The sequence below is a fragment of the Jiangella alkaliphila genome (assembly GCF_900105925.1).
GTDB classification, from domain to species: domain Bacteria; phylum Actinomycetota; class Actinomycetes; order Jiangellales; family Jiangellaceae; genus Jiangella; species Jiangella alkaliphila.
The window spans coordinates 6,866,733-6,888,910 of the sequence record NZ_LT629791.1 but is presented as its reverse complement, the minus strand read 5'-3'; the positions used below and the strand labels follow the sequence as shown (position 1 = coordinate 6,888,910).

The 22,178-nt window shown below is 69.2% G+C and carries 26 protein-coding genes and 1 tRNA gene; 18 read left to right on the top strand and 9 right to left on the bottom strand.

The features are described 5' to 3' along the window. Positions 1-31: 31 nt before the first annotated feature. On the top strand, positions 32-802 hold the full coding sequence (locus BLV05_RS31695; RefSeq protein ID WP_052762426.1) for a hypothetical protein: 771 nt from the start codon (positions 32-34) through the stop codon (positions 800-802). A 43-nt stretch (positions 803-845) separates the two neighbouring features. Here the strand turns inward: BLV05_RS31695 and BLV05_RS31690 are convergent. The 3 genes from BLV05_RS31690 to BLV05_RS31680 all read right to left on the bottom strand — a co-directional run bounded on the left by BLV05_RS31690 (position 846) and on the right by BLV05_RS31680 (position 2,425). Further along, positions 846-921, bottom strand: a tRNA-His gene (locus tag BLV05_RS31690). Positions 922-986: 65 nt separating this feature from the next. Further along, the gene (gene orn, locus BLV05_RS31685) at positions 987-1,598 is read right to left on the bottom strand and encodes an oligoribonuclease (RefSeq protein ID WP_046768674.1); all 612 of its coding nucleotides are present in this window, start codon (positions 1,596-1,598) and stop codon (positions 987-989) included. Between the two features lie 101 nt (positions 1,599-1,699). Beyond that, complete coding sequence (locus BLV05_RS31680; protein ID WP_046768675.1) at positions 1,700-2,425, bottom strand: hypothetical protein; 726 nt, start codon at positions 2,423-2,425, stop codon at positions 1,700-1,702. Between the two features lie 124 nt (positions 2,426-2,549). Here BLV05_RS31680 and aztD point away from each other — a divergent pair, with 124 nt between their 5' ends. The 3 genes from aztD (at position 2,550) to BLV05_RS31665 (ending at position 5,391) form a co-directional block, all read left to right on the top strand. After that, entirely contained in the window at positions 2,550-3,782 is a 1,233-nt protein-coding gene (gene aztD / locus BLV05_RS31675) for a zinc metallochaperone AztD (RefSeq protein WP_046768676.1), read from the top strand. Between the two features lie 12 nt (positions 3,783-3,794). Beyond that, complete coding sequence (locus tag BLV05_RS31670; RefSeq protein ID WP_046768677.1) at positions 3,795-4,457, top strand: FxLYD domain-containing protein; 663 nt, start codon at positions 3,795-3,797, stop codon at positions 4,455-4,457. Positions 4,458-4,545: 88 nt separating this feature from the next. Next, positions 4,546-5,391, top strand: coding sequence for a phosphatidylinositol-specific phospholipase C/glycerophosphodiester phosphodiesterase family protein (locus tag BLV05_RS31665; protein WP_046768678.1), 846 nt, complete (start codon positions 4,546-4,548; stop codon positions 5,389-5,391). A gap of 15 nt (positions 5,392-5,406) precedes the next feature. Here the strand turns inward: BLV05_RS31665 and BLV05_RS31660 are convergent, their stop codons facing one another. Further along, entirely contained in the window at positions 5,407-5,940 is a 534-nt protein-coding gene (locus tag BLV05_RS31660; RefSeq protein WP_052762427.1) for a class I SAM-dependent methyltransferase, read from the bottom strand. A gap of 169 nt (positions 5,941-6,109) precedes the next feature. Between BLV05_RS31660 and BLV05_RS31655 the strand changes: the two genes are divergently transcribed. Both BLV05_RS31655 and BLV05_RS31650 read left to right on the top strand, forming a co-directional pair. Then, positions 6,110-6,655, top strand: a complete 546-nt coding sequence (locus tag BLV05_RS31655) for a hypothetical protein (RefSeq protein WP_046768679.1) — start codon at positions 6,110-6,112, stop codon at positions 6,653-6,655. After that, on the top strand, positions 6,652-7,008 hold the full coding sequence (locus tag BLV05_RS31650) for a hypothetical protein (RefSeq protein ID WP_052762428.1): 357 nt from the start codon (positions 6,652-6,654) through the stop codon (positions 7,006-7,008). Before BLV05_RS31655 ends, BLV05_RS31650 begins: the two co-directional genes overlap by 4 nt. On the opposite strand, the gene BLV05_RS31645 is transcribed toward BLV05_RS31650, so the two are convergent. Then, positions 6,983-8,299 carry an SMI1/KNR4 family protein gene (locus BLV05_RS31645; RefSeq protein ID WP_083421453.1) on the bottom strand — a complete coding sequence of 439 codons (1,317 nt, stop codon included), beginning with the start codon at positions 8,297-8,299 and terminating at the stop codon, positions 6,983-6,985. The two genes, BLV05_RS31650 and BLV05_RS31645, sit on opposite strands and share 26 nt — an antisense overlap. A 208-nt stretch (positions 8,300-8,507) precedes the next feature. Here BLV05_RS31645 and BLV05_RS31640 point away from each other — a divergent pair, with 208 nt between their 5' ends. The 4 genes from BLV05_RS31640 (at position 8,508) to BLV05_RS31625 (ending at position 11,749) form a co-directional block, all read left to right on the top strand. Then, positions 8,508-8,831, top strand: a complete 324-nt coding sequence (locus BLV05_RS31640; protein WP_046768680.1) for a hypothetical protein — start codon at positions 8,508-8,510, stop codon at positions 8,829-8,831. Between the two features lie 84 nt (positions 8,832-8,915). Next, a complete protein-coding gene (locus BLV05_RS31635) occupies positions 8,916-9,485 on the top strand; it encodes a hypothetical protein (protein WP_052762430.1) in 570 nt (189 codons plus the stop codon). 26 nt (positions 9,486-9,511) lie between these two features. Further along, positions 9,512-10,339 (top strand): sugar nucleotide-binding protein, encoded by an 828-nt coding sequence (locus BLV05_RS31630; RefSeq protein WP_046768681.1) that lies wholly within the window; start codon positions 9,512-9,514, stop codon positions 10,337-10,339. Positions 10,340-10,402: 63 nt separating this feature from the next. Next, on the top strand, positions 10,403-11,749 hold the full coding sequence (locus BLV05_RS31625) for a hypothetical protein (protein ID WP_046768682.1): 1,347 nt from the start codon (positions 10,403-10,405) through the stop codon (positions 11,747-11,749). Positions 11,750-11,782: 33 nt separating this feature from the next. Here BLV05_RS31625 and BLV05_RS31620 read toward each other — a convergent pair whose 3' ends face one another. Then, the gene (locus BLV05_RS31620; protein ID WP_046768683.1) at positions 11,783-12,553 is read right to left on the bottom strand and encodes a hypothetical protein; all 771 of its coding nucleotides are present in this window, start codon (positions 12,551-12,553) and stop codon (positions 11,783-11,785) included. A gap of 135 nt (positions 12,554-12,688) precedes the next feature. Further along, a complete protein-coding gene (locus BLV05_RS31615) occupies positions 12,689-13,222 on the bottom strand; it encodes an SRPBCC family protein (protein ID WP_046768684.1) in 534 nt (177 codons plus the stop codon). Between the two features lie 45 nt (positions 13,223-13,267). On the opposite strand from BLV05_RS31615, the gene BLV05_RS31610 reads away from it, so the two are divergent. From BLV05_RS31610 to BLV05_RS36305, 6 genes are all read left to right on the top strand, one after another. Continuing rightward, positions 13,268-13,822: a TetR/AcrR family transcriptional regulator gene (locus BLV05_RS31610; RefSeq protein WP_046768685.1), complete on the top strand. Its 555-nt coding sequence runs from the start codon at positions 13,268-13,270 to the stop codon at positions 13,820-13,822. Between the two features lie 89 nt (positions 13,823-13,911). Continuing rightward, a complete protein-coding gene (locus BLV05_RS31605; RefSeq protein WP_046768686.1) occupies positions 13,912-14,817 on the top strand; it encodes a phytanoyl-CoA dioxygenase family protein in 906 nt (301 codons plus the stop codon). A 334-nt stretch (positions 14,818-15,151) separates the two neighbouring features. After that, positions 15,152-15,676: a hypothetical protein gene (locus BLV05_RS31600; protein WP_046768687.1), complete on the top strand. Its 525-nt coding sequence runs from the start codon at positions 15,152-15,154 to the stop codon at positions 15,674-15,676. Positions 15,677-15,910: 234 nt separating this feature from the next. After that, on the top strand, positions 15,911-16,141 hold the full coding sequence (locus BLV05_RS31595; protein ID WP_046768760.1) for a hypothetical protein: 231 nt from the start codon (positions 15,911-15,913) through the stop codon (positions 16,139-16,141). Beyond that, complete coding sequence (locus BLV05_RS31590) at positions 16,138-16,560, top strand: type II toxin-antitoxin system VapC family toxin (protein ID WP_046768688.1); 423 nt, start codon at positions 16,138-16,140, stop codon at positions 16,558-16,560. Before BLV05_RS31595 ends, BLV05_RS31590 begins: the two co-directional genes overlap by 4 nt. Before the next feature lie 84 nt (positions 16,561-16,644). Continuing rightward, entirely contained in the window at positions 16,645-17,832 is a 1,188-nt protein-coding gene (locus BLV05_RS36305) for a DUF5677 domain-containing protein (protein ID WP_152690733.1), read from the top strand. Positions 17,833-18,298: 466 nt separating this feature from the next. On the opposite strand, the gene BLV05_RS36300 is transcribed toward BLV05_RS36305, so the two are convergent. Next, positions 18,299-19,516, bottom strand: coding sequence for a hypothetical protein (locus tag BLV05_RS36300; RefSeq protein WP_152690734.1), 1,218 nt, complete (start codon positions 19,514-19,516; stop codon positions 18,299-18,301). Between the two features lie 225 nt (positions 19,517-19,741). Then, complete coding sequence (locus BLV05_RS31580; protein ID WP_052762432.1) at positions 19,742-20,362, bottom strand: DUF4145 domain-containing protein; 621 nt, start codon at positions 20,360-20,362, stop codon at positions 19,742-19,744. 228 nt (positions 20,363-20,590) lie between these two features. Between BLV05_RS31580 and BLV05_RS31575 the strand changes: the two genes are divergently transcribed. Both BLV05_RS31575 and BLV05_RS31570 read left to right on the top strand, forming a co-directional pair. Next, on the top strand, positions 20,591-20,911 hold the full coding sequence (locus tag BLV05_RS31575) for a putative quinol monooxygenase (protein WP_046768690.1): 321 nt from the start codon (positions 20,591-20,593) through the stop codon (positions 20,909-20,911). After that, positions 20,908-22,113, top strand: a complete 1,206-nt coding sequence (locus BLV05_RS31570; protein ID WP_083421452.1) for a helix-turn-helix domain-containing protein — start codon at positions 20,908-20,910, stop codon at positions 22,111-22,113. Before BLV05_RS31575 ends, BLV05_RS31570 begins: the two co-directional genes overlap by 4 nt. The last annotated feature ends 65 nt before the right edge of the window (positions 22,114-22,178 follow it).

Genomic DNA, 22,178 nt, shown 5'->3' with positions numbered 1-22,178 from the left:
GCTGCCGCGCCGCAGGTGGGGGAGCAGAGTCATGAGCGATGTCCAGCAACCATTCGAGCCCGCGCCGCCGCGACGGCCCAGCCGCGCGCCGATCGTCCTCGGGCTGGTGTTCGCGCTCGCGGCCGGTGCCGGAATCGGTGGGGCCGTCGGCGTGAACGTCGCCTCCGACGACGGCGCCGACGATCTCGAGCAGCGCCTGAGCGAGGCCGAGGCGCAGCGCGACGATCTCGCCCGTCAGTTGGACGACGCTCGAGCCGCCGTCGACGAGGCGCCCGCCGACGATCCGTCGCCCGAGGAAGCGCCGTCCGAGGAGCCGCCTGCCGAGGAGCCGCCGGCGGACGAGCCTGCCGAGGAGCCGGCCGCCGAGGCGCCCGATGGCAGCCGTGACCATCCGTTCACGGTCGGGACCCCGGTCGGCAACGAGGACTGGGAGGTCGTGATCGGCCAGCCGCGCGAGGCGTGGGCAGAGATCCAGGACGAGAACGAGTTCAACGAGCCGCCGCCGGACGGCATGGAGTTCTACCTTCTGCCCGTCACCGCGACGTACACCGGCGACGAGAGCGGCCACGCCTGGGCGGACCTCACGATCCAGTTCGTCGGCAGCGACAGCGTCACCTACTCGGACTACTGCGGCGTGATCCCGGGCGACCTGTCCGACGTCGGCGAGTTGTACGCGGGCGGCGTCGCCGAGGGCAATGTCTGCGTGGTGGTGCCGGCCGGCGCCGACGGCTTGTGGACGGTCTCGACACTGTTCGGTGAGCCGCTGTTCCTCACGGCCGGGACGGCGGCCGCGGGCACCTGACGGACGGAAGCGGCCCCGCCGGACCGGCGGGGCCGCTTCTGACTGGGGTGAGTGACGGGACTTGAACCCGCGACTTCCTGGACCACAACCAGGTGCTCTACCAGCTGAGCTACACCCACCATGCGCGCCGGGAGCGGCGCGGCTGAACAAGTATACGGTGCCGGACGGAGTGGTCGGGAACGGGCTAGTCCGACGCGGTTTGGGCGGCGCGCGCCTCGTTCATGATGGCGACCGCCGCGGCCCGCGAGTTCGTGCTGTCCGGCCCCGGCAGCGGGACGAACACCGTGCGCCGGTAGTACCGCAGCTCGTCGATGGAGTCCTTGATGTCGCCGAGCGCGCGGTGGTTGCCGGTCTTCGTCGGGCTGGCGAAGTAGACGCGCGGGTACCAGCGGCGCACCAGCTCTTTGATCGACGACACGTCGATGTTGCGGTAGTGCAGCCAGCCCTCGACCTCGGGGAGGTCGCGAGCCAGGAACAACCGGTCCATGTGGACGGTGTTGCCGGCCAGCTGGGCCTTCGACGGCTCCGGCACGTGCGCCTTGATGTACTGCATGACCAGGGTGTTCGCCTCGTCCATGGTGACGCCGCCGGCCAGTTCGGTGAGCAGGCCGCTGGCGGTGTGCATCTGCCGCACGACGTCGTTCATCTGCTCCAGCGCGTCGTCGGGTGGGCGGATGACGACGTCGACGCCGTCGCCGAGGACGTTGAGCTCGGCGTCGGTCACGAGCACGGCCACCTCGACGAGCGCGTCGCGCTGGAGGTCGAGGCCGGTCATCTCGCAGTCGATCCACACCATTCGATCGTTGGTCACGCGGACCACCTTATGGGCACATCGGCGATTCCCCCTCTTCCTTGTGGAACTCGCCGCTGCCTTGAACCTTCGCGGTCGGCGCCCAGTTAGGGACGCCTGCGCCGACGCCCCGTGGAGCCCGGCCGTGTCGGGTCGCCGGGGTCGTCGTCGGTCCGCTCGGGCCGCGATCGGGCCGCCACGAACGACACCAGGACGATGACCGCGGCCGCCGCCGCGACCACCGCCGCGGCCTGCCAGTACGGCCGTCCGTTCACGATCATGACGGCGACGGCGACCGCGGTCGCCAGCGACCCGTAGACGGCCAGTTCGGCGACCGACGGGATCACGATCGGCAGCTGGCGGCGGGGCACGGGATCCGGCGGCGTGTCGGCGGCCGGGACGTGCCGGATGTCCCGCTGAGCCGGCGGCGCCGACGGGGTCGCCGGCGTGGCCGGCGGGGCGGACGGTCTGGGCGGCGGAGTCGATGGGGTGGACGGCGGGCGGGTGGCGCGGCGTGGCCGCGGGGGTGCGTCGGGGAAGGCCGACCACGGCTCGGCGCCGGGGCGCACCGTCGTGGTGTCCTGTCCCGGCGCGACGACCTCGGGCGCCGCCGGTGCGCTGTAGCCGGCCGCTTGCCGGCCGGCCGCGAGCCGCTGGGCCGCCCGTCCGGAGGCGGCGGCTCGTGCGGCCGCCGCGGCATCGAGCCGCCCCGCCTCGCCACCGCCGGCGGTGTCGTCGCTCGCAGCATCGTCGGGCGGCGTGTCGGGCGCGTCGAGGTCCGGGGCGTCCCCGGGTCGGCCCGCCCGCCGGCCTGCCTGACGGCGCTTCGCCACCGGTACTCCTCGCAGCGTGGAACGGACGATCGCGTGTGCCGAACACCCTAGTCCCGAACGATCGACTGAACCCACCCGAAGCGAACTTGAGTTTGAGAACCGTTCTCGAATAGGCTGGCGAGCCATGACCACACCACGCATCGCCGCCACTGCCACCGTCGCGCTGTCCGCGCTCCTGCTCACCGCCTGCGGGGGCGACGACCCGCCCACCCGCAGCCAGAGCACGTCCTCGCCGCGCGAGGACGGCGCGCAGGAGGTGCAGGAGGCCGAGTCCCGGCTGGTCGCGACCTACGACGGCGGCGTGATGGTGCTCGTCGGCGAGTCGCTGGAGGTCGTCGAGACGTTCGAGCTGGACGGCTTCACCCGGGTCAACCCGGCCGGCGACGGCCGGCACGTGCTCGTCTCCGCGGGCGACGCGTTCCAGGTGCTCGACACCGGCGCCTGGAGCACCGCGCACGGCGACCACGAGCACCACTACGTCGGCGACCCCGCGCTCACGGGAGTCGAGTTCGAGGCCGACCACCCCGGCCACGTCGTCCGGCACGCGGGCACGACCGTGCTGTTCAGCGACGGATCCGGGCGCATCGAGATCTTCCAGCCGGACGAGCTCGCCGACGGCGCGCCGGAGACCGAGGTCGTCACGGCCGATCTGCCGCACCACGGTGTCGCCGTGCAACTGGCGAACGACGAGCTCCTCGTCACGCTCGGCGACGAGACGACCCGCACCGGCGCCAAGGTCCTCGACGCCGGCCGCGCCGAGATCGCCCGCAGCGAGGACTGCCCCGGCGTGCACGGCGAGGCGGTCGCCGACGACGAGACCATCGTCGTCGGCTGCGAGAACGGCGTCCTCGTCTACCGCGACGGCGCGTTCACGAAGATCCCCAGCCCCGACCCGTACGGCCGCATCGGCAACCAGGCCGGCACCGACGACTCCACGGTCGTCCTCGGCGACTACAAGGTCGACCCCGACGCGGAGCTGGAGCGGCCCGAGCGGGTCTCGCTCATCGACACGGCGACGAACACGCTCCAGCTGGTCGACCTGGGCGTCAGCTACACGTTCCGGTCGCTCGCCCGCGGCCCGCAGGGCGTGGCACTGGTGCTCGGGACGGACGGCGCGATCCACGTCATCGACCCGGCGTCGGCGCAGGTCACCGGCTCGATCCCGGTGATCGGCGCATGGACGGAGCCGGCGGACTGGCAGCAGCCGCGACCGGCCCTCGTCGTCGACGGCGAGACCGCTTACGTCACCGACCCCGCGGCGAGTGAAGTGCATGCCGTCGACCTCGCCGCCGGAGCCGTCGTCGCCTCCGAAACTTTGCCGCAGATCCCGAACGAATTGGCCGGCGCGAAGGGGTAATATTTTGCGTCGATGAGCTTCCAGCCCCTGCCGCCGGCGCCGCCGCCACCCCCGCCGCCGGTCGAGCGCCGCCGGCGTGGGTGGGTGTGGCCGCTGGTGGCCGTGCTCGCGCTGATCGCGGGCGGCGGCGCCGGGGTGGCCGTCGGCATGGCCATCGACGACGACGAGTCCGACCCGGTCGCGCAGGAGACCTCCGCGCCTGACGAGACCGAGGGCGGCGACAGCGACGAGTTGGAGCAGCTGCGCGAGCGCCTCGAAGCGGTCGAGCAGCAGCGCGACGACCTCAAGCAGCGGCTCGACGAAGCCCGCGCTGAGCTCGACGAGCGCGAGACGGAGCCGCCGGCGGAGGAAGAGCCGTTGGAGTCCGAGCCCACGCCGTTCGAGGGCGAGTTCACCGACGGTGTCTTCACGTTCACGGACGTGCAGGTGCTGCGCGACTTCGCCGGCGACTTCGAGGTCCGGGCGACGGTGACGAACACCGGCGACGAGACCGTCGACTTCGCCTCCTGGACGGCGACCGTCCTCTACGAGGGCGAGCAGGTCTCGACGCTGACCACGACCGCCACGGAGTTGGCGGCCGGCGACTCCGTCGACGCCCAGTTCATCGGCTTCGACGACTACGGCGACTGGGACGCCGTCGAGTTCGCCGTCGACTCCGACACCGACCAGACGTAGGGCCCTGACGCAACCGTTCGCGTAGACGTCGTCCGGCGGTCGCGAACCAGACATTGACTCGTTGTCAATCGCCTCGACGGTAGCGGTCATGAGCGATCGGTCCCGTTTCCGTCGAATCGTCCGCGCCGTCGTGGCGGTCCCGCTGGCGGCCGCCCTCGGCGTCGCCGTCAGCGCCGCCGCACACGCCGTCACCGGCCCCCACGACCCCGCCCACGCCCACAACGACTACGAGCACGAGCGCCCGCTCCTGGACGCGCTCGACCACGGGTTCACCAGCGTCGAGGCCGACGTCTGGCTCGTCGACGGCGAGCTGCTGGTCGCGCACGACGCCTGGGAGGTACAGCCCGGCCGGACCCTGGAGTCGCTGTACCTGGACCCGCTGCGCGACATCGTCCACGCCAACGGCGGCTCGGTGTACCCGGAGTGGGACGGCTCGCTGCAACTGCTCATCGACATCAAGAACACCGGCGAGGCGACCTACGCGGAGATCGACTCCGTGCTGCGCCGGTACCAGGACATGATGACGCGGTTCATGGGCGACCGGGTCCAGACCGGCGCCGTCACCGCCGTCATCAGCGGCGACCGGCCGCGCGCGACCATGCAGGCCCAGCGGCTGCGGTTCGCCGGCTACGACGGCCGGCTCGGCGACCTGACGAGCGGCCTGCCGGCCAGCTTCATGCCGCTGCTCAGCGACAACTGGGGCAACCACTTCACCTGGCGCGGCGTCGGCCCGATCCCGGAGGCGGAACGGGCGAAGCTTCAGCAGATCGTCACGACGGCGCACGCCGCCGGCTATCGCGTCCGCTTCTGGGCGACGCCGGACACCCCCGGCCCGGCGCGTGACGCGATCTGGTCCGAGCTGCTCGCCGCCGGCGTCGACCACCTCAACACCGACGACCTCGCCGGGCTGGACGCGTTCCTGTCCGCGCGCTAGGCCCGACTGCGGGCACTAGTCCCGCTTCCGCGCGCTGACCTGCAGGGTCGGGCCGGCCCCGTCGATCGTGACGTCGGCCAGCCCGGCCGCGGCGCGCAGGGTGGCGGCGACCAGCGACCCGGTGTCGCGGCCGCTGCCCGCGCCGTCGCCCGGCCCGTAGCCGTAGAACAGCCGCAGCCGGCCGCCCGGCGCCAGCAGCGCCGCGAGCGCGTCGACGTTGGCCTTGCGCGGGTGCGTCCAGAACACGTTGACGTTCGACGCGAAGATCAGGTCGAACCGGCTGGGCGGCTCCGGCGCGAGCGTCGTCAGGTCCTGCTCGACGACGCTGACCCGGCCGGCGTCGACGAGGGCCTGGTTGCGCTCGCGGATCCGCCGGGCGCCGACGGCGGACCGGTCCAGCGCCGTGACGTGCCCGTCGCCGCTGAGGATCGGGCCGATCTCCGCGACCGCGACGCCCGGCGCCGCGCCCAGTTCGAGGATGCGCTCGGTCCCCGTCAGCTCGAGCCGGGGGATCAGCCGGGCGATGTGTGCCGGCGGCTGTTCGCTCATGGATGAGAGTGTCGCAGCCGATCACTGACAAGGGGCGTCAACAGCCCCGTTTCGCGATACGGTGCGCCCGAGTAGTTCCCGGTTGCCTCGTCATCCAGACTCCGGCACAGCGGGACCGTCGGGGGACGGGACCTCCCGGCAGGTTGCCGCCGGCGCCCCGGGAGGGATCGTGCCCGCACCACGTTCCGGCCCGTTCGCGTGGTCGTCGTTCGGCGACGGCTACTTGGTCGCGTCCGCCGGTGAGCCCGGCGAGCCGATCATCGACCTCCTCCTGCCGTCGTCGGACGGGACGCTGCGCTGGGTCACGGCGTTCGGCCGCGGCGAGGTGGAGTGGCTGGCCGACCTGACGTCGTCCGACTCGCCGGCGAGCGTGCGCGACGGCGTCGCCGCGCTGGAGGCCGCCCTGCGTGCGCTCGCGGACGGCGACGCCGCGGCCGCGGACGACGCCGTCGGCGCGGTCGACGACCTGATGCGGCGGCTCGCTCAGCTGCGTGGCGAGCTGGCCATGGGCAGCGGGCCCGACGCCGGCGCGCCGTCGGCCGCGTCGCGCCTGGCCGCCGGTCCGGACGATGCGCACGTCCTGATGACCGGCCCGGCCCGCTCCCGCGCCGCCGACCGCCGCTTCACGACGATGGGCGGCCTTGCGTTGGCACTCGGTATAGTGGCGCTCTTCTGGGCCGCCCTGGGGGTGCTGCTGTGGCTGCTGCTGACGTGAGACTGCGGCGTCTGGACTCGCTGCACGCCTACCTCTGTGCCGCGGTGCCGATCCTCCTGGTCGTCTTCGTGTGGATGTACGGGCTCTTCCTCTGGGGCTCGATCAGCGAGTTCGACGAGCGGTGCAGCCACGGGATCGAGTACGACGGCGCGCCGTTCGTGGAGATGCGGCACTCCTACGTGCCGATGGAGAACGCGTGCGTGTTCGAGGACGGCACGGTGGTCGGAGGCGTTCCGTGGGCGTACAACCTGGTCGCCTTCGGTGCGCTGGGCGGCGCCGGCGCGTCCGCCGTCGCCGCCGTCCGCCTCGGTCGGCGGATCGACCGGGTCAGCGCAGCCGCGTCACCTGGATGAGCGGCCGGTCCCACAGCCCGAGCAGCTCGTTCGCCGTCGCGACGACCACGGCCAGGTCGTCGTCCCCGCCGGCGACCCGGGCCGCGAGCAGCTGACGCGGCACCTCGCCCGCGTCGAGCAGGATCCGCCAGTCGTCCGCGCCCATCGACAGGTACTCCAGCCCTGGGAACCGCGCGGCCTGGCGCGGGTCGGCGAGCGTCCCCGGCAGCGCGTCGAGGGTGCGGACGCGCGGCCGGTCGAGCAGCGGCGTCAGGTCGGCTGGGGCGTCGAGCAGGCCGAGGCTGACGACCTCCAGCTCGGCGTTGCCCGCGGCCGCCGCGACCGTGGTGCCGTTGCGGTCGTTGACGTGCGCGGTCCCGGCGCCGCCGACCGGCCCGGTCGGTTCGCCCTCGCGTCCGTGCACGAGCAGCTCGGTGAGCGACTCGCCGACGAGGGTGGCGCCGGCGTTCTGCTCGTGGTCGAGGAAGACGACCTGGCCGCGGTGCCCGTCCACGTCCGGCACCAGGTCGACGGCGTAGGTGTTGCCGCCCCAGTCGTGCCCGACGGGGAACCAGAGCGGCGTGGCGCCGAGCGGCCGGACCTTGCGCCGCGGGTCCGGCCCCAGCGTCTCCTTCGCGCCGAACCGCCACTGCGACATCCGCGCGCCGGGCAGGTACCAGCCGCGCGTCTCGTCGTCGTCGAGCGGGATCAGCGCCATGCCGTAGAACCCGTCCTCGCCGCCGACGATCAGCTCGCCCGCCGCCGCTGCCAGGTAGAGCGCCCTGACCTCGTCGGTGAGCGGCACACCGAGCCGCTCCTCGACGGCGGCGAGCTGGGCGGCCGGTGCGCCGGCGGCGTCCGGGAGCTTCTGGTGGACCAGCCGCGTCAGCGCCGCGGGATCGGCGGAGGCCGCCGTCGGACGAGGATTCGCGCCGGGCTCCGTCTGGCGCCGGTACAGCCCCGGCAGTGCGCCGTCGACCAGCACGAGGTCGCCGATCATGTCGCCCATGCCGTACGACGCACCCTCCGGCAGCTCGACGACGTCGGCCTCGCGCCGCCCGCTCCGGCTCGCCCGCAGGACGACGCCCACCTGCTCGCCGCCGATCGCGCTCGCCGCTCCGTGCAGCGCGTCGAACAGCTCGGTGCCCTCCGGCCGGTGCCGCGGCCGCTCGCCGTCCAGCCGCTGGCTCCCGCCGACCGACCCGGTCCCGACGGTGCCGGTGAACTCCACCAGCTCCACCCCCGCCGGCGCGTCGCGCAGGAGCGCCTCGAGGACGGGCATCCAGATGCTCAGCTCACGCGCTGTGGCCACCCGCCGAGGCTACGGCTCGCCCGTGACGCCCCGGCGACACGCGGCTGAACTGTCCGACCCCGGGCGTAGTTTGCCCGGCACGCGAGAAACGATCTCGCCGAATCTTGGGGGGTTCACCATGTCTGACGTCACGCCTGCAGCGCCACCGCCGAATCCGAGTGGTCCGCCCGTTCAGGGCCCGCCACCGGGGTACTACCAGCAGCCGCCGATGCCACGGAACGGACTCGGCCTGGCGGCGATCATCGTCGCGATGGCCGGGCTGGTGTTCGGGCTCGTGCCGTTGACCGGCTTCATCGCCGTGATCCTGGGCCTCACCGGTCTCGCCCTGGGCCTGGCCGCCCTGGCCCGGGTCCGTCGCCGTCAGGCCACCAACAAGTGGACCACGAGGATCGCCGTGCTGCTCAGCGCGGGCGCGCTCGCGCTCGGCATCTGGGGGATCGCGATCGTGTTCGGTGCGTTCGAGGATCTCGACGAGGGCCTGGACTGCATCGCCGAGGCCGACACCAGCGCCGAGCTGGACGCTTGCGAATAGGTGGCCGCCGTGGACACGAGTGCCGACGTCCCGCCGCCTCCGCCGCCGCCCGAGGGAGCGTCCGATTCGCAGCGGCGGAGGCGTGTGCCGTGGATTCCGGTCGCGATCGGCGTTGTTCTCCTGCTCGCCGCCTTCGCCGCCGGTTGGGGACTTCGCGACGACCGTGCCGGCGAACGGGAGGCCGAACTGCAGGCGTCGGCGGCCGAGCTCGCCGCCGACGGCCAGAGCGCTGATGCGCGCGCCGACCAGCTCGAGGCCGACCTCCAGGAGACCCAGGTCCAGCGGGACGACCTGAAGCGTCGGCTCGACGCGGCCGAGCAGGCCAACACCGATCTGGAGGAGCGATCGGCCACGCTCGATCTGCGTGAGTCCGAGCTCGACGAGCGGCAGGCGGCCATCGAGGCGACCGAGGCCGGCATCGAGGCGAACACCGTCGCCGACGGTGTCTGGACGGTCGGCCTCGACATGGCGCCCGGCACCTACCGCGCCACCGAGGTCTCCGGCTCGTGCTACTGGGCCATCCTCAGGACCGGGAGCAACGGCGACGACATCATCGCGAACGATCTGCCGAGCGGCGGCAACCCGCAGGTCACCGTCGAGGACGGCCAGGACTTCGAGACCGCCCGCTGTGGCGAGTGGGTCAAGGTCGAGTAGGAGATCGCCAGCTATCGTGGCCCGTCGTGAAGGTGCTCATCGTCGGCGGCAGCGGTTTCTTGGGCGGTGAGCTCGTGCGTCAGGCCCGGGCCGCCGGCCACGACGTCGCCGCGACCCATCTGACCCGCCCGGGCGACGCCGACGGGGTCCAGTGGCGGCCGCTGGACGTGCGCCGGCGGGACGAGGTCGCCGCGCTGGCCGACGACGTCTGGCCGGACGTCGTGGTCAACGCCGCGTACCGCCAGTCCGACTGGGCGATCACCGCCGACGGCGCCGCCCACGTGGCGCTCGCCGCCGCGGCGACCGGCGCCCGCCTCGTCCACGTCTCCAGCGACGCGGTCTTCTCCGGCGCCGCCGTCCACTACGACGAGACGTGCGAACCGGACCCGGTCAACGCGTACGGCGCGGCGAAGGCGGCCGCCGAGACGGCGGTCAAGGCGATCGCGCCGCGGGCCGTCATCGCCCGGACGTCCCTCATCATCGGCGACGGCGGTTCGCCCCAGGAGACGCGCGTCCACGACCTCGCCGCCGGGCGTCGAGAGGGCGTCCTGTTCACCGACGACATCCGCTGCCCGGTCCACGTCGCCGACCTCGCGGCCGCGCTGCTGGAGCTCGCGGCCTCGGACCGGGCCGGCGTCCACCACGTCGCCGGGCCGGACGCCGTGAGCCGCTACGAGCTCGGGCTGCTCATCGCCGAGCGGGACGGACTCGACCCGGCCGCGCTGCGGACCGGCACCAGAGCCGCCGACGGCCCGCCCGGCCCGCTCGACGTGCGCCTGGACTGCCGCACGACCCAGGCGCGGCTCCACACAACCCTCCGCGGCGTCCGCGAGTTCCTGACGCAGCGCGGCTGAACTGTCCGACCCCGGGGCTAGCCTCCGGCGCAGCAGGGGGAGATCGACCAAGGGGCGGGCGACATGACGGAAGAGACCTGGCACGAGGCGCGGCTGATCCCGACGTCGGGCATCAGCGGAGCCGAGGAGCAGGAGCGCCGGGCCACCTCGGCGCTGCTGGCCGTGATGACGGCGGTCCGCGAGTTCGGGCGGTCGCTGACCAAGCCGTTCGGGGCGCCGGCGGGCAACGTCGAGACGTACATCGAGGTGCCGTTCGTCCTGGGCGAGAAGAAGCTGTTCCCGGACGGTCTGGTCCGGGTCACTCGCGGGCAGAAGTCGTGGACCGCCCTGGTCGAGGTCAAGACGGGCAGCAACGAGCTGGCGCCCGAGCAGCTGGAGAACTACCTCGACATCGCCCGCGAGCAGGGCTTCGACGCGGTCCTGACCATCTCGAACGAGATCCCGGCCGTCCCGGGGCAGCATCCGACGAAGGTCGACAAGCGCAAGCTGCGCAAGGTCGCGCTGCACCACCTGTCGTGGACGAACGTGCTGACCGAGGCGGTGATGCAGAAGGAGTTCCGCGGCATCGCCGATCCCGACCAGGCGTGGGTCCTCGGTGAGCTCATCCGCTATCTCGAGCACCCGCGTTCCGGCGCGCTCGAGTTCGACGACATGGGCGAGACCTGGGTCGGCATCCGCAACGCGGTCGCGGCGGGGACGCTCCGGCCTGCCGACAAGGGCGTCAGCGAGGTCGCCAACCGCTTCGACGCGCTGCTGCGCTTCGCCAGCCTCCGCCTCGGCCGTCAGCTCGGCACCGAGGTGACGCCGGTGCTGTCGCGCAAGGAGCTGGCTGACCCGTCGCTGCGCGCCCAGTGGCTGATCGACAACCTGGCCGAGCACGGCACGCTCACCGGGGCCATCCGCATCCCCGACACCGTCGGCGAGCTGGTGGTGACGGCGGACCTGCGGGCCGGGCGCATCACCTGCCACGTCGACGTCGACGCGCCCAAAGAAGGGCGGCAGACGACGCGGGTCAACTGGCTGGTCCGGCAGCTCAAGGATGCGCCCGCGGACCTCCGCATCGAGGCGTACGTCATGCACGGACGGGGCGCCGGCGCGGCTGAGCTGCTCACCGTCGTCCGCGACGACCCGGGCGTGCTGGTCGCCGATCCGGCCAAGGAGCTACGCGCGTTCCGCGTCGCCCAGGGCCTGCCCATGGGCGGCAAGCGCGGCCGTGGCCGCGGCACGTTCATCGACTCGCTGCTGCACGCGGTCGACACCTTCTACGGCGAGGTCATCCAGCACCTGAAGGCATGGTCGGCCGCGCCGCCGCGGCTGCGTCCCGAGCCCGAGGCCGTGGAACGCCCGGCCGCCCTGGTCTCGACGTCGCTGTCGTCGCAGGACGACCCTCAGGTGGCCGCCGCCGAATGACGGCAGCGGCCACCGGGCCTCGTCCGGCCGGCGTCAGCGAGCGGGCCGCAGCCGGGACACGAGGGCCTTGGCGCGCGCCAGCATGCTGTCGCCGCGCGCCGGCGCCAGCGGACCGGGCAGGCTGTCCGGGAGCGGCTGAATGGGGTTGTCGCAGTAGATGGTGCCGGTGACGTACAGGTCGCCGGCGATCAGCACGTCGCCGTTGAACTGCGTGTGGCCGAAGGCGACGAGCGCAAAGCCGGCCTCGGAGTCGTTGACGGCCCACAGAGCCGAGTCGTCGCTGGCGGAGGTGTACGCGACGACGCCGGCGATGTTCGTTCCGACGCCGATGACGCCGGCGCCGGAACCCACAACGGGCGTGTCGTTGATGCCGACCACACCGACGCGCTCGGAGTCGAGCGTCGAGCCCACGACGCCGTCGTTGTACCGACCGCTGGCGGCGACGGCGGCGCCGGCGCCGGGGCTGTTGGCGTAGTTGGCGGCCGAGACGCCGTAGGCGTTGGGCGAGTAGCTGCCGCCGGCGAAGCCGTTGGACCGGGCGGACGTCATCAGCGCGGCGGCGCCCGACCCCGCGTTGTGCACTGCGACCGTCGGCGTCGAGGTCGAGTACGTGACGCCGGTCGAGGCGGAGCCCGACGTGTTCGAGCGGCCGAGGATGAGCGCCTGACCGGCCGCGGCCTGCGCCTGCGACGCGCCGGCGACGCCCAGCGCGGCAGCACCAGCGGCGCCGGCCGCGCCCGCCGCGATGATGCGACGACGGCTCGGCGTGCCGTCGGTGGTCGCAGGGTCGGTGGTCTCGTGCATGCTTGCCCCCCATGTTCCAGCCCGGCCGCGGGTCGGCGCGGGCACGGTCAGGTAACGGCTCGGACCGTAACAGCGGCGCATTAATGGTCAACAGGTATCCCGGCCGTCGGGCACAACCCTCATCAAAGTCCTCGATCAGACGCGCGTACCGGTGGCGGGCGGGGTGCCGGCGCCCCGCGTCAGGCGCGCCTCGACGGCGTTCAGCGCGCGCATCCAGAGCGCCATCCGCGTGGGGCGCTCCACCCGGCCGCCGGTGAGCCGTTCCGCGTTGTCGAGCAGCTGGCCGATCATCGTGTCGTGCATGCGCAGGAGCAGCGGCTTCGCCAGCTTGACCGCTCCCTCCAGCCGCGTGTCGAGCGTGTGCACCAGCCGCGTGCGGCCGTCCGCGAGCTGTTCGACGTCGAAGCCGTGGGTGCCGTCGAGGCCCGTGCCGGGGTCGAAGCGGAAGCGCACGCGGCGACCGGGCTCGTATGCGTCGACCGAGTAGCGGATGACGCCGTGCCCGCCGCGCGCGCCGGGGCCGAGCGGGCGGTCGAACTCGAGCTGGGTGCCGGGCCAGAGGTCGTTCGGCCACAGCGCGTCGTGCTCGCTGCCGAGGGCGGCGATGAGCCGTCCCACCTCCTCGCCGCTTGCGTCGAGGTCGCGCACGTGCCTGCTCAGGACTCTCATGGTGCGGTCCTTCCATACGGTTGCGTATGGTCCATACTGTAGCGTATGGCACTTAGCCGCGAGGACTGGACGCACGCCGCGCTCGTCGCGATCGCCGAGGGTGGTACCGCCGCGGTCACGGTCGAGCCCCTGGCCGCGCGGCTGGGCGCCACGAAGGGCAGCTTCTACTGGCACTTCGGCAGCCGCGCCGAGCTGGTCGCGGCCGCGCTCGCGACGTGGGAGCGCGAGGCGACCGACGAGATCATCGCCCGGCTCGAGGATCTGCCCGACCCCGTCGAGCGGCTGCGACTGACGCTCACCGCGGCCATGGAGGACGAGGGCGACGAGTACGGCGCGATCGACGCGGCGCTGCTCGCCTCCGCCGCGGATCCGGCGGTCGCCCCGGTCGTCGAGCGGGTCCAGAACAAGCGGCTCGCGTTCCTGGAGCGCTGCTTCCGCGACATGGACCTGCCGCGGCGCGAGGCGCGCCTGCGCGCACAGATCGGCTACAGCATCTACCTCGGCTGGTTCCGCCAGCGGCAGGCGGGCGGCGCGACGGTGCCGACGGTCCGCGAGCTGCGCGCCTACCAGCGCACGGCGATCGACCTGCTCACGCCCTGACGGCCTCGATGCTGTGTCGCCCTCGGACGCGATCTGAGCAACCAGAAACTCTGTTGCACCTCGATCACCGGAGCATCAACGTTGGGCGCATGGACAACGGCACCGCAGACGCCTGGCGCACTGACGGCTTTGTGATCCTGCCTGGCTTTCTTTCGAGCGATGACCTGGCGGCCGCACTCGGGGAGGTGGAGACGATGTTTCCCACCCCGGACGGGTTTCATGACGGCACCGATCCACGTCGCACCCGCTATGTCGATGATGAGTTCGACGGGATCGACGAGTTCCCGTTCTCCAGTACCGAGCTCAGTCTCCTGGCTGTGCATCCCCGGATCGTCCAGCTAGCCGAGGATCTGCTCGGGCAGACTGACCTGCGGATCTCCTCGGCGGAAGCTTGGGCCAAGTACACGGGCGCCGCATCGTACGACCAGGCGCTGCACCGCGACTATCTCAATCAGACGATCCTGGTGCCTTCCACTGAGAACCGGTACCAGCAACTTGAGCTCTTCGTCTTCCTCGTCGACGTCCCTGAAGAGCTCGGCCCGCCGCATGTGGTCTCGTGGGACCACACCGCCCACCTGCCGATGAATCCGAACTTCTACCCCAGGAGCGGTGGCACCGGCGAGTTCGTCTCGACCGCCGACAACTCGAACCTGTACGCCGCAGAGCAGTCCGGCGCGGGCCCGGCCGGCACCGTCATCGCATTCAACACCCGGACCTTCCACCGCGGCACCAGTCTCAGGGCGCCTCGGGGCGCCCGATACTCGATGCAACTCATCTTCCGTCCGGCCGACGTCGACTGGGGCCAACGGATGGCATGGGCGGCGCGAAGCCACCTGCCCGCGTGGTACGCGTTCGTGCACCGTGCGACGCCACGTCAGCTTGAACTCTTCGGGTTCCCGCCCCCTGGCCACCAGTTCTGGACCGCGGAGACACTCAACGGCATCCAGCAGCGCTACCCGGAACTGGACGTGAGGCCCTGGCGTGACTCTTCCTGATCATGTGCTGACGAGCTGGGTGCGCCTGGAGGGACTCGAACCCCCGACCAAGAGCTTAGAAGGTCGTTCAGGGGTCGAAAGGCGCGGCCGCGAAATGGCTTTGAGCTGCAACGATGTGCGACAGAGGGCGACGCGAAACGAAGCTGGTTTGGTCGGTCACCGACCAGATGCCGACCACCGTGGCCTGTCGGTGGCGCGTACAGGACCCGGGCAGGCGGGGCTCGTGGGCCTCCTGTAGGCGGGCTCTGCCTCATCCATTTAGTCGCCCCCAGCCGGTGCTAGAGACACCGGACCGGGGACTTGATCCCAACCTGAGCTAGCCAGGGAGAGACCCGTGGTCAACGTACCTGAACGTGACAAGAGAGAGATCATCGCCCGCGCGCCGTTCGTCGACGAGATGGTCGGTGAGATGGTGGCGCACCTGCTGCACGGGAACGCGCACATCGATGTAGAGATCAAGCCGTTCGAGACCGACATGTACGCCAAGGTCGGCCTGAACCTGAAAGAGGTCCGCCGGACGGCTCTGGAGCTGCTGCGGATGGCCGAGGTCGCGCAGCAGGCGACGTGGACACCGAGGCTGCTGGCCAATGTCCGTGAGCGGTACCTGCCCGGCGCGACCGATGCGCAGATTATCGAGCAGTTGCGGCGGCTGGCCGAGCGAGACGACGGTCTGGAACTGCTCGAATCCGGTCTGCTGTTCCCCCAGGACGGCTACGCCCTCACCGCTGAAGCGCACCGCGAGCTGGTCGACCGCATCGCGGCTGCGTTGTCGGCGGCCGGCGTGACGCTAGGCGAGCTGGAGTCCTCCGTCGATGATCTGCGCAAGGTATACGCGAGCCGGGCGGCGGACGTGTCGTGATCGCGGCGGTGAACAGCTCGACGACGGCGTACGTGGCCACAGTCGAGCGTGCCCGGCGGGGGAGTGGGTGCGACGCCGGCTGAGCAAGGTGTGCTGGCTGATCCCGCCGCGGGCGTGTTCGTTGCTGCGGCGGGATCAGCCTGGCCCATTAGGGCCATAGGGACGACCGAACGTCGCAGGTCGCGGCGGTGAAATCGTGGAGGTTGGCAGATGACAAGCCGTACACTCGGCATCATGACCGCTGCATCGGAAGAGTACGAGGAGATGCATCGGCTGGTCGATCAGCTCACGCCTGACCAGCTGCGGGAGATTCGCGCGCGCACGGTTCGCCTTGTCCACTCGTCCGAGCACACCGAAGACAGTCATTGGCCACCGTCGTGGGTCGGCTCCATCCACGCCGGCCGGTCGGATGTCTCGGAGCGGGTCGAAGAGATCCTGTCCGAGGAGTTCGGGCGCGACGAGTGATCGTCGTCGACACCGGCCCTATCGTGGCTGCTGCCATCACTGATGACGCGCACCACGAGCGATGCGTCCAGGAGTTCGCCCGCATCTTCAAGGCACGGACGACGATGGTCGTGCCGAGCTTCGTCGCCGCGGAAGCCTGCTACATGCTGTCCCGATTCGGAACGCCGCAGCACGAGGCCGCGTTCGTCCGGTCGCTGGAATCCGGGCTGCTGACCTTCGGCGAGCTGACTACGGACGATCTCGCCCGCGTTGCCGTCCTGGTCGACCGCTACGCCGACTTCCCGCTTGGTGCGGCGGATGCGTCCGTGGTCTCGGTGGCTGAACGGCTGAAGGCAACCGAGGTCTTCACCCTCGACGTACGCCACTTCACGGCGATGCGTCCAGCTCACACGAGTGCGTTCACCCTGCTACCTGGTTAGACGCTCGGCCGATCGCTGCGCATTGCCTACTCCCGCACGCCGCGATCACTCGAACTTTGAAGCATTCTGATCTATGGTTCTGTTATGGGAGCCGACTCGCCGTTCGGGCAACCGGTAACAGCGCCCCCGGAGCACAAACCATGGACCACTATCCCGCTCATCCAGCAGATTGATGATGAGCTGCCTTGGCTTGGCCAAGCGACGCACACGATCAAGTATATAGCTATGCCAATTGTCCGGGAGTTTATCTCGGCGTCCGCGCCCTACCAGGCGCCCGCGTTGGTCTTCAGTCAGGCGTTCAATGACTGGATGGAACTCCTTGATGAGGTGTTAGAGGGTGCGGGGCGACCAGCTACACGCACCGCGCGCGCATTAGTCGAGCATGCAATAAATATGGCCGATGTCTCAACGAGTCCCGGACAAGCTGAGCGATATATGGATCATCTCGTCATCGTTGCAGAGCTTCAGCAGAACGCGAGGATTGGCCTGTCGAAGCTTAATCCGAAGGCGAGACGGTCCGTTGCTAGGAAGCTGGAACGTGAAGCCAGGCAGGCCGAGAGAAAGATTACCGAGGCGGTGTCGCGCTACGGTCCTTCATGGAAACGCAGCTGGGCGAGCGAGAACCTCTATGACCGCGCGAGTCGCCTGAACCTTGTGGATCTGTACGACTACTATCGCATTGCGTCTTTGGTGATGCACGGAGCCGCTGGTGGAAGTCTCGGGACTCGCGCCACCATCGACGGGCATACCGTCCATCGGACGGGTCCAGCGATCGACCTTTGTCCCATGGCCTACTTCGAGGGAAATCGGGCATTCTTGTCGATACTCGATTCGGCTGCCACCGTACGCGCAGATATGGACTTCAGTGATCTGCGCAATGCGGTCCAAGAACTGCTAGATGGCTTTGATGACGTTAGAAGTGCCTTTGTAAAGATCGACGAGCAGACCTGGCCCAGGACCAGTCCGGCGGAGCCACATTCCGTTGTAGCTATTGCTCGCAATGGACAAGTTCGCTGGTATTGGCATGAGCCCATCGCTGACCTGCTCTTCGAGGCCGAGCAGCCGACCCTGGCGGATAAGGTTCAGCGCGCGTTGGACCAGAAAGTCGATGACATCGTGCGCTCGCCAGATCAGTATATCCACCCGGGCTTTCGTTGGGTCGCAGGAGTATTCGGTCCTCCGGCGCTTTCCCCGCCCCGGGCCGGCGGCTGGGCGGTTCCAGCAGCGAGCGTTCTCGCCGCGGGGCAGGAAGATATCGCCGTCCCGGATTGAGGCGTCGGCCTCATAGCTGCCGGTCGTTGGCCGGAGCGTAGGGGGTCAAGGGTGGCGCTTGCGCCATCGCGTAGCGACGTCAAGATGGTTCGCCCTTTGGAGTCGATCGGTGACGAGTCCGCTAGCCAGGCGAACGATCTTGGCGCCCTTGATGCCCGGAGTGGAGGTCAAAGAATGGCCGCGATGAGGGGGACGCCGTTCGGCGAGATGTCAGCGTGGCCTGAGTTGGTGTCGGCCAGCTCGCTCGCACGCCCGGTCCGCGCCCGGAACGGCCGCCAGGCCGCACGCCCGGCGCGTGGCCGGGCGTGCTGCGGCGCGCTTGCGCGCCGCCTTGATCCTCAAGAGGCCTATCCGGCAAATCCCGTGTCTGTGAAATGCCCGTGAAGCAAACGCATTCGAAGCGAGGCGGTGAGATCAACGGTCTTACCGTCGCTTGGATCAGCACGGACGAACTTTCGGGCGAGGCTTACTCCGAGGCCAGAGCGGCACCCAGGAGCGCACCCAACAAACCAGCAAGTCCGGCGAGAGCTGTGACGGCAACCATGGATCGGCTGTCGAGTCGGGCTGACGAGTAGTCGAGCGCCTCACGGGCCAGGCTGAGATCCATCGTGTCGATGGCTGCAAGGTCGTCGGTTGAGTCCTGGTCAAAGAGTGGGCGCAGTTTTCCTTCACCTTCGTCGATCTGCTCGGTGAATCGTCTCCTGTCTTCGCTCCACTGACGGTTAATGAATCCAATCGCGGCAAGCCCGAGCCATATATCGGCCATAGCCTTTCTTGTCTTGCGCTTCCAGCCCCATAGTCTCGCCCATGCCGCAAATCGCTTCCTGATCGGCGTAACTCTAAGCTGCGCGCGTTGCTGCTGCAATGCAAGGAGGGTGAACAGGCGGCGGCTAACGATACTCTCGATGTCTCTGATTCTCCGCGCACCATTCTTGTAAAGGGAAAATAGAAAGAATGGTTGTCGGACTCTCCTGTGCCACCAGGTCAGTATCTCGCCCGGATCCTTATCTGCTAGGCGAGCAGGCAGGGTGAACATCACTGTCTGCCACATCGATTTCGGCGCTTCCACACCCGGAAAGACAAGGAGTGCATTTGCATGCGTGAAAATGTTCTGACAGTTCGGATTGCAGGCTTGGACGTATAATCCAAGATAAGATCTCTTGATAGCGTCGCGCAAAACATCTATAGCGACGCGTCCTGCTGCAACGGATACCGTGCCTGGGGATTGCTGTTCCCACATGACAGTCAGGGAAATCCCATCCCACGACACGAAGTAGCTGCCACGCGGAAAGGTCTTGACGCCCCTGAATTCTTCTTGATTCTCTGCGGGCACATTAACGCTGAACAGTATGGGATCCGACAGCTGTAGTGTATGAAAATGATCACGGCCGGTAAGGGGTAAGTCGCTTTCGTAGTTCTTCACCCAAGGGTAGGCTTCTCCGCGATAGACAAGGTGTGGCCTAAGCGGGGGTCTCGTAAGCTCCTTGACGCGGCTATCCGCTTTAAGGGCGTCGCAGATGCTTGAAAGCAGCTTCTCCGCGGCCTCAGTGCGTCGTCCTTTTAGATCTATCAATGCCATGGCATGTCGCACCGCGAAGCACCGATTGTCGACAACCTCGCTTGGCGCCGCCACCTTGCCCGCATTGGCCGCTTCTTGACCTGACATCGCATCCCCCTTGGTCACCGCATGCGATCACCCTTGCAGACGTTGACGTGTCATGGAAGTGTCTGGCAGGGTCAGTTGCGCTAGGTCTCAATGCAGCAGCCACGTGCGACGTTCGCAGAGTGTCGTCCGCGCCGGTAGCGGTCAACACTCCGCCTTGCTACTGCAGTCTCATGCAACACATCCTGACTCAGACCCCGGACACTGACCCGGCGTGGTGGCGTTGCGCCAAGGGGGCGTGGTGAGTTAGAGGATGACTGGGGCCGCGTCGTCCGGCGGTGCGTCTCGTGAAGCGCCCTCGTCCTCCTTGAGCAACCCCCGCGCGCGGAGCAGTTGAGCTGGCATCTCGTACTCGTGACGTATGAGGTGGCGAACAAACTCAGCGAGCTTGGCAGCCTCGTCGGCTGTCACGTCGTCGTAGTCCTCGGGGTGCGCGCCTTCGTTGCCCAGCTGATTGAGGTGGTCGGCCCATTCGGCCAGCGACGAGTGCAGCGAACCGTCCTCCTTCATGTGCCTGAGGGCGGGTTTGAGGTGGCGTTCAGCTTTGGCGTCTGGTCCACCCTTGTCTTTGACGAACAGACTGAGCGCACTCCGGAACATCACCGCAGCGGCGCGATTCGCTCCGATGCCGAGGCAACGCATCCCCTCGTCGTAGCAAGAGGCAACGCGTTCGTTGACCTGCTTGTCCAGATTTGCGGCGCCTGGCGCTGGATACCAGTGGATCCCACGCCGGTTCTGTTCGACGACAGCGGTCACGCGTTGACAGCCCTGGCACTTCATCGCTTGGAGCGTCTCATCGATCACGCTGCCGCCCGGGACGTTCCGAAAGGTGAGGACCGCTACGCGCTGAACGTCGAAGTTGGACACGCGTCCACAACGTGGGCATGGTCCGCTCGGGTCGAGCGATGTCGGAAGTGTGTCTGGATTGCGATCGTCATCTGTCACGTCGGCGGATCTTGCCACCACCCCCGGACACATCTGCTGCTCGCTCAGTGGGCCGTCGTCTGCTGCTGAGTGCACTATCTCTGCATCGATGAGCGCTGCTACCTTTGGTGCGACCTGGTACTTCTTGTACGTCCTGAGAGGGGAGTGGCTGTGTTCGCTCTGGTGGTGCGGTTCGATCTGCGTGATGAGGATGCCGTCGCGGCGTTCGATGCGTTGGTGGCGCGGACGGCTCCTGGTATCAGGGAGTTGGAGCCGGGGACGCTGGTGTATGCGACGCATGGCGTCGAGGGGGAGCCGCTGGCCCGAGTGTTCTATGAGGTGTACGCAGACCGGGCGGCGTTCGAGGCGCATGAGGAGCAGCTGCACGTGAAGGCGTTCCTGGCGGAGCGTGGTCAATACCTGACGTCGACCCGTGTGGAGTTCCTGACGGACGGTCCGGCTAAGGGCCTGTCAGACGGAGCCAGAGGGTGACCGACGACGCTCAAGCATTAGGTCGTAGAGTCGCGCAGGCGCGGAAGCGTCGCGGCCTTTCGCAGCGGGAGCTAGCTCGTTTGCTTGACCGCTCTGAGACGTGGCTGTCGCAGGTGGAGCGGGGCGTGCGGAAGATCGACCGCATGTCCGTGTTGGAACGGGTGGCCGCGGTGCTGGAAGTGCCACTCGCAGAGTTGGCGCCGGATCGGCCCGTCGTCGCGGCGACACACGAGCGGCCGGCACCTGCGGTCGACCTGACGTTGGCTCTGAGTTCGAGCAACGCTCTCACGGCCGTACTCGCTGAACGTTCGTCGGCCAACCTCCAGGAGCTGACCGGTTCGGTTGATCGGGCATGGTCGCTGGTTCACGCGGCCGAGTACGAGCGGGTCAGCGAGCTGCTGATGCGGCTCCTGCCAGCGCTAGAGTTCGCGGCTCGTGCATCGAACGGGGAAGTGCAGCGGGCGGCCTATGCGACGCTGGCCCGCGCCTATCACGCGTGTGCGTCCGTGCTGTCGAAGCTCGGTGAGCCGTCCGCCGCCTGCGTCTCCGCTGACCGCGCCATCGCGGCCGCGGAGCGCTCCGGCGACGCTCTGCTGATGGCCGAAGGCGCCTTCCGTCTTGCGCTCGTGTTCCAGAGTGCACGGTTCTACGACCAGGTCATTCAGACTGCCTCCACAGCCGTCGACGCGCTCTCTGGTCGGGTCGATGCCAGGGACCCTGCGGCCATCTCGCTCTCGGGCTCGTTGCTGATGCAGATGGCCATCACGGATGCTCGGCGTAACAATGCCGACCAGGCCTACGCGCACCTGGCCGAAGCGGAACGCCTCGGACAGGTTCTCGGCGCAGACCGCAACGACTACGGCACGGAGTTCGGTCCCGCGAACGTCACCCTCCACCAGGTCACCGTCGCGGTCGAGCTTGGTGACGCCGGCCGCGCGTTGCGGATCGCCTCAGGCTTCGATTCCTCCGGTCTCTCTCCCGAGCGGCGATCGCGCTATCAATTAGAGCTGGCCCGCGCCCACGCCCAACGTCGCGACGCTCCCGCCGCCGTGGCCGCTATCCACGAGGCCCTTCAAATTGCACCTGAGTTGGTCGTCGGCCACCCCACCGTTCACGCACTACTGACCGATCTCCTGCGCACCGAGAGCGGACAAGCGACCGAGGTCCGGGACCTGGCGAGGCGAGTCGGCATGACGCCCTGAGCAACCAACCGCACTTAGAGTATTGACCCGTACTATTAGTGCGGGTAGCCTTCTGATCATGAGGC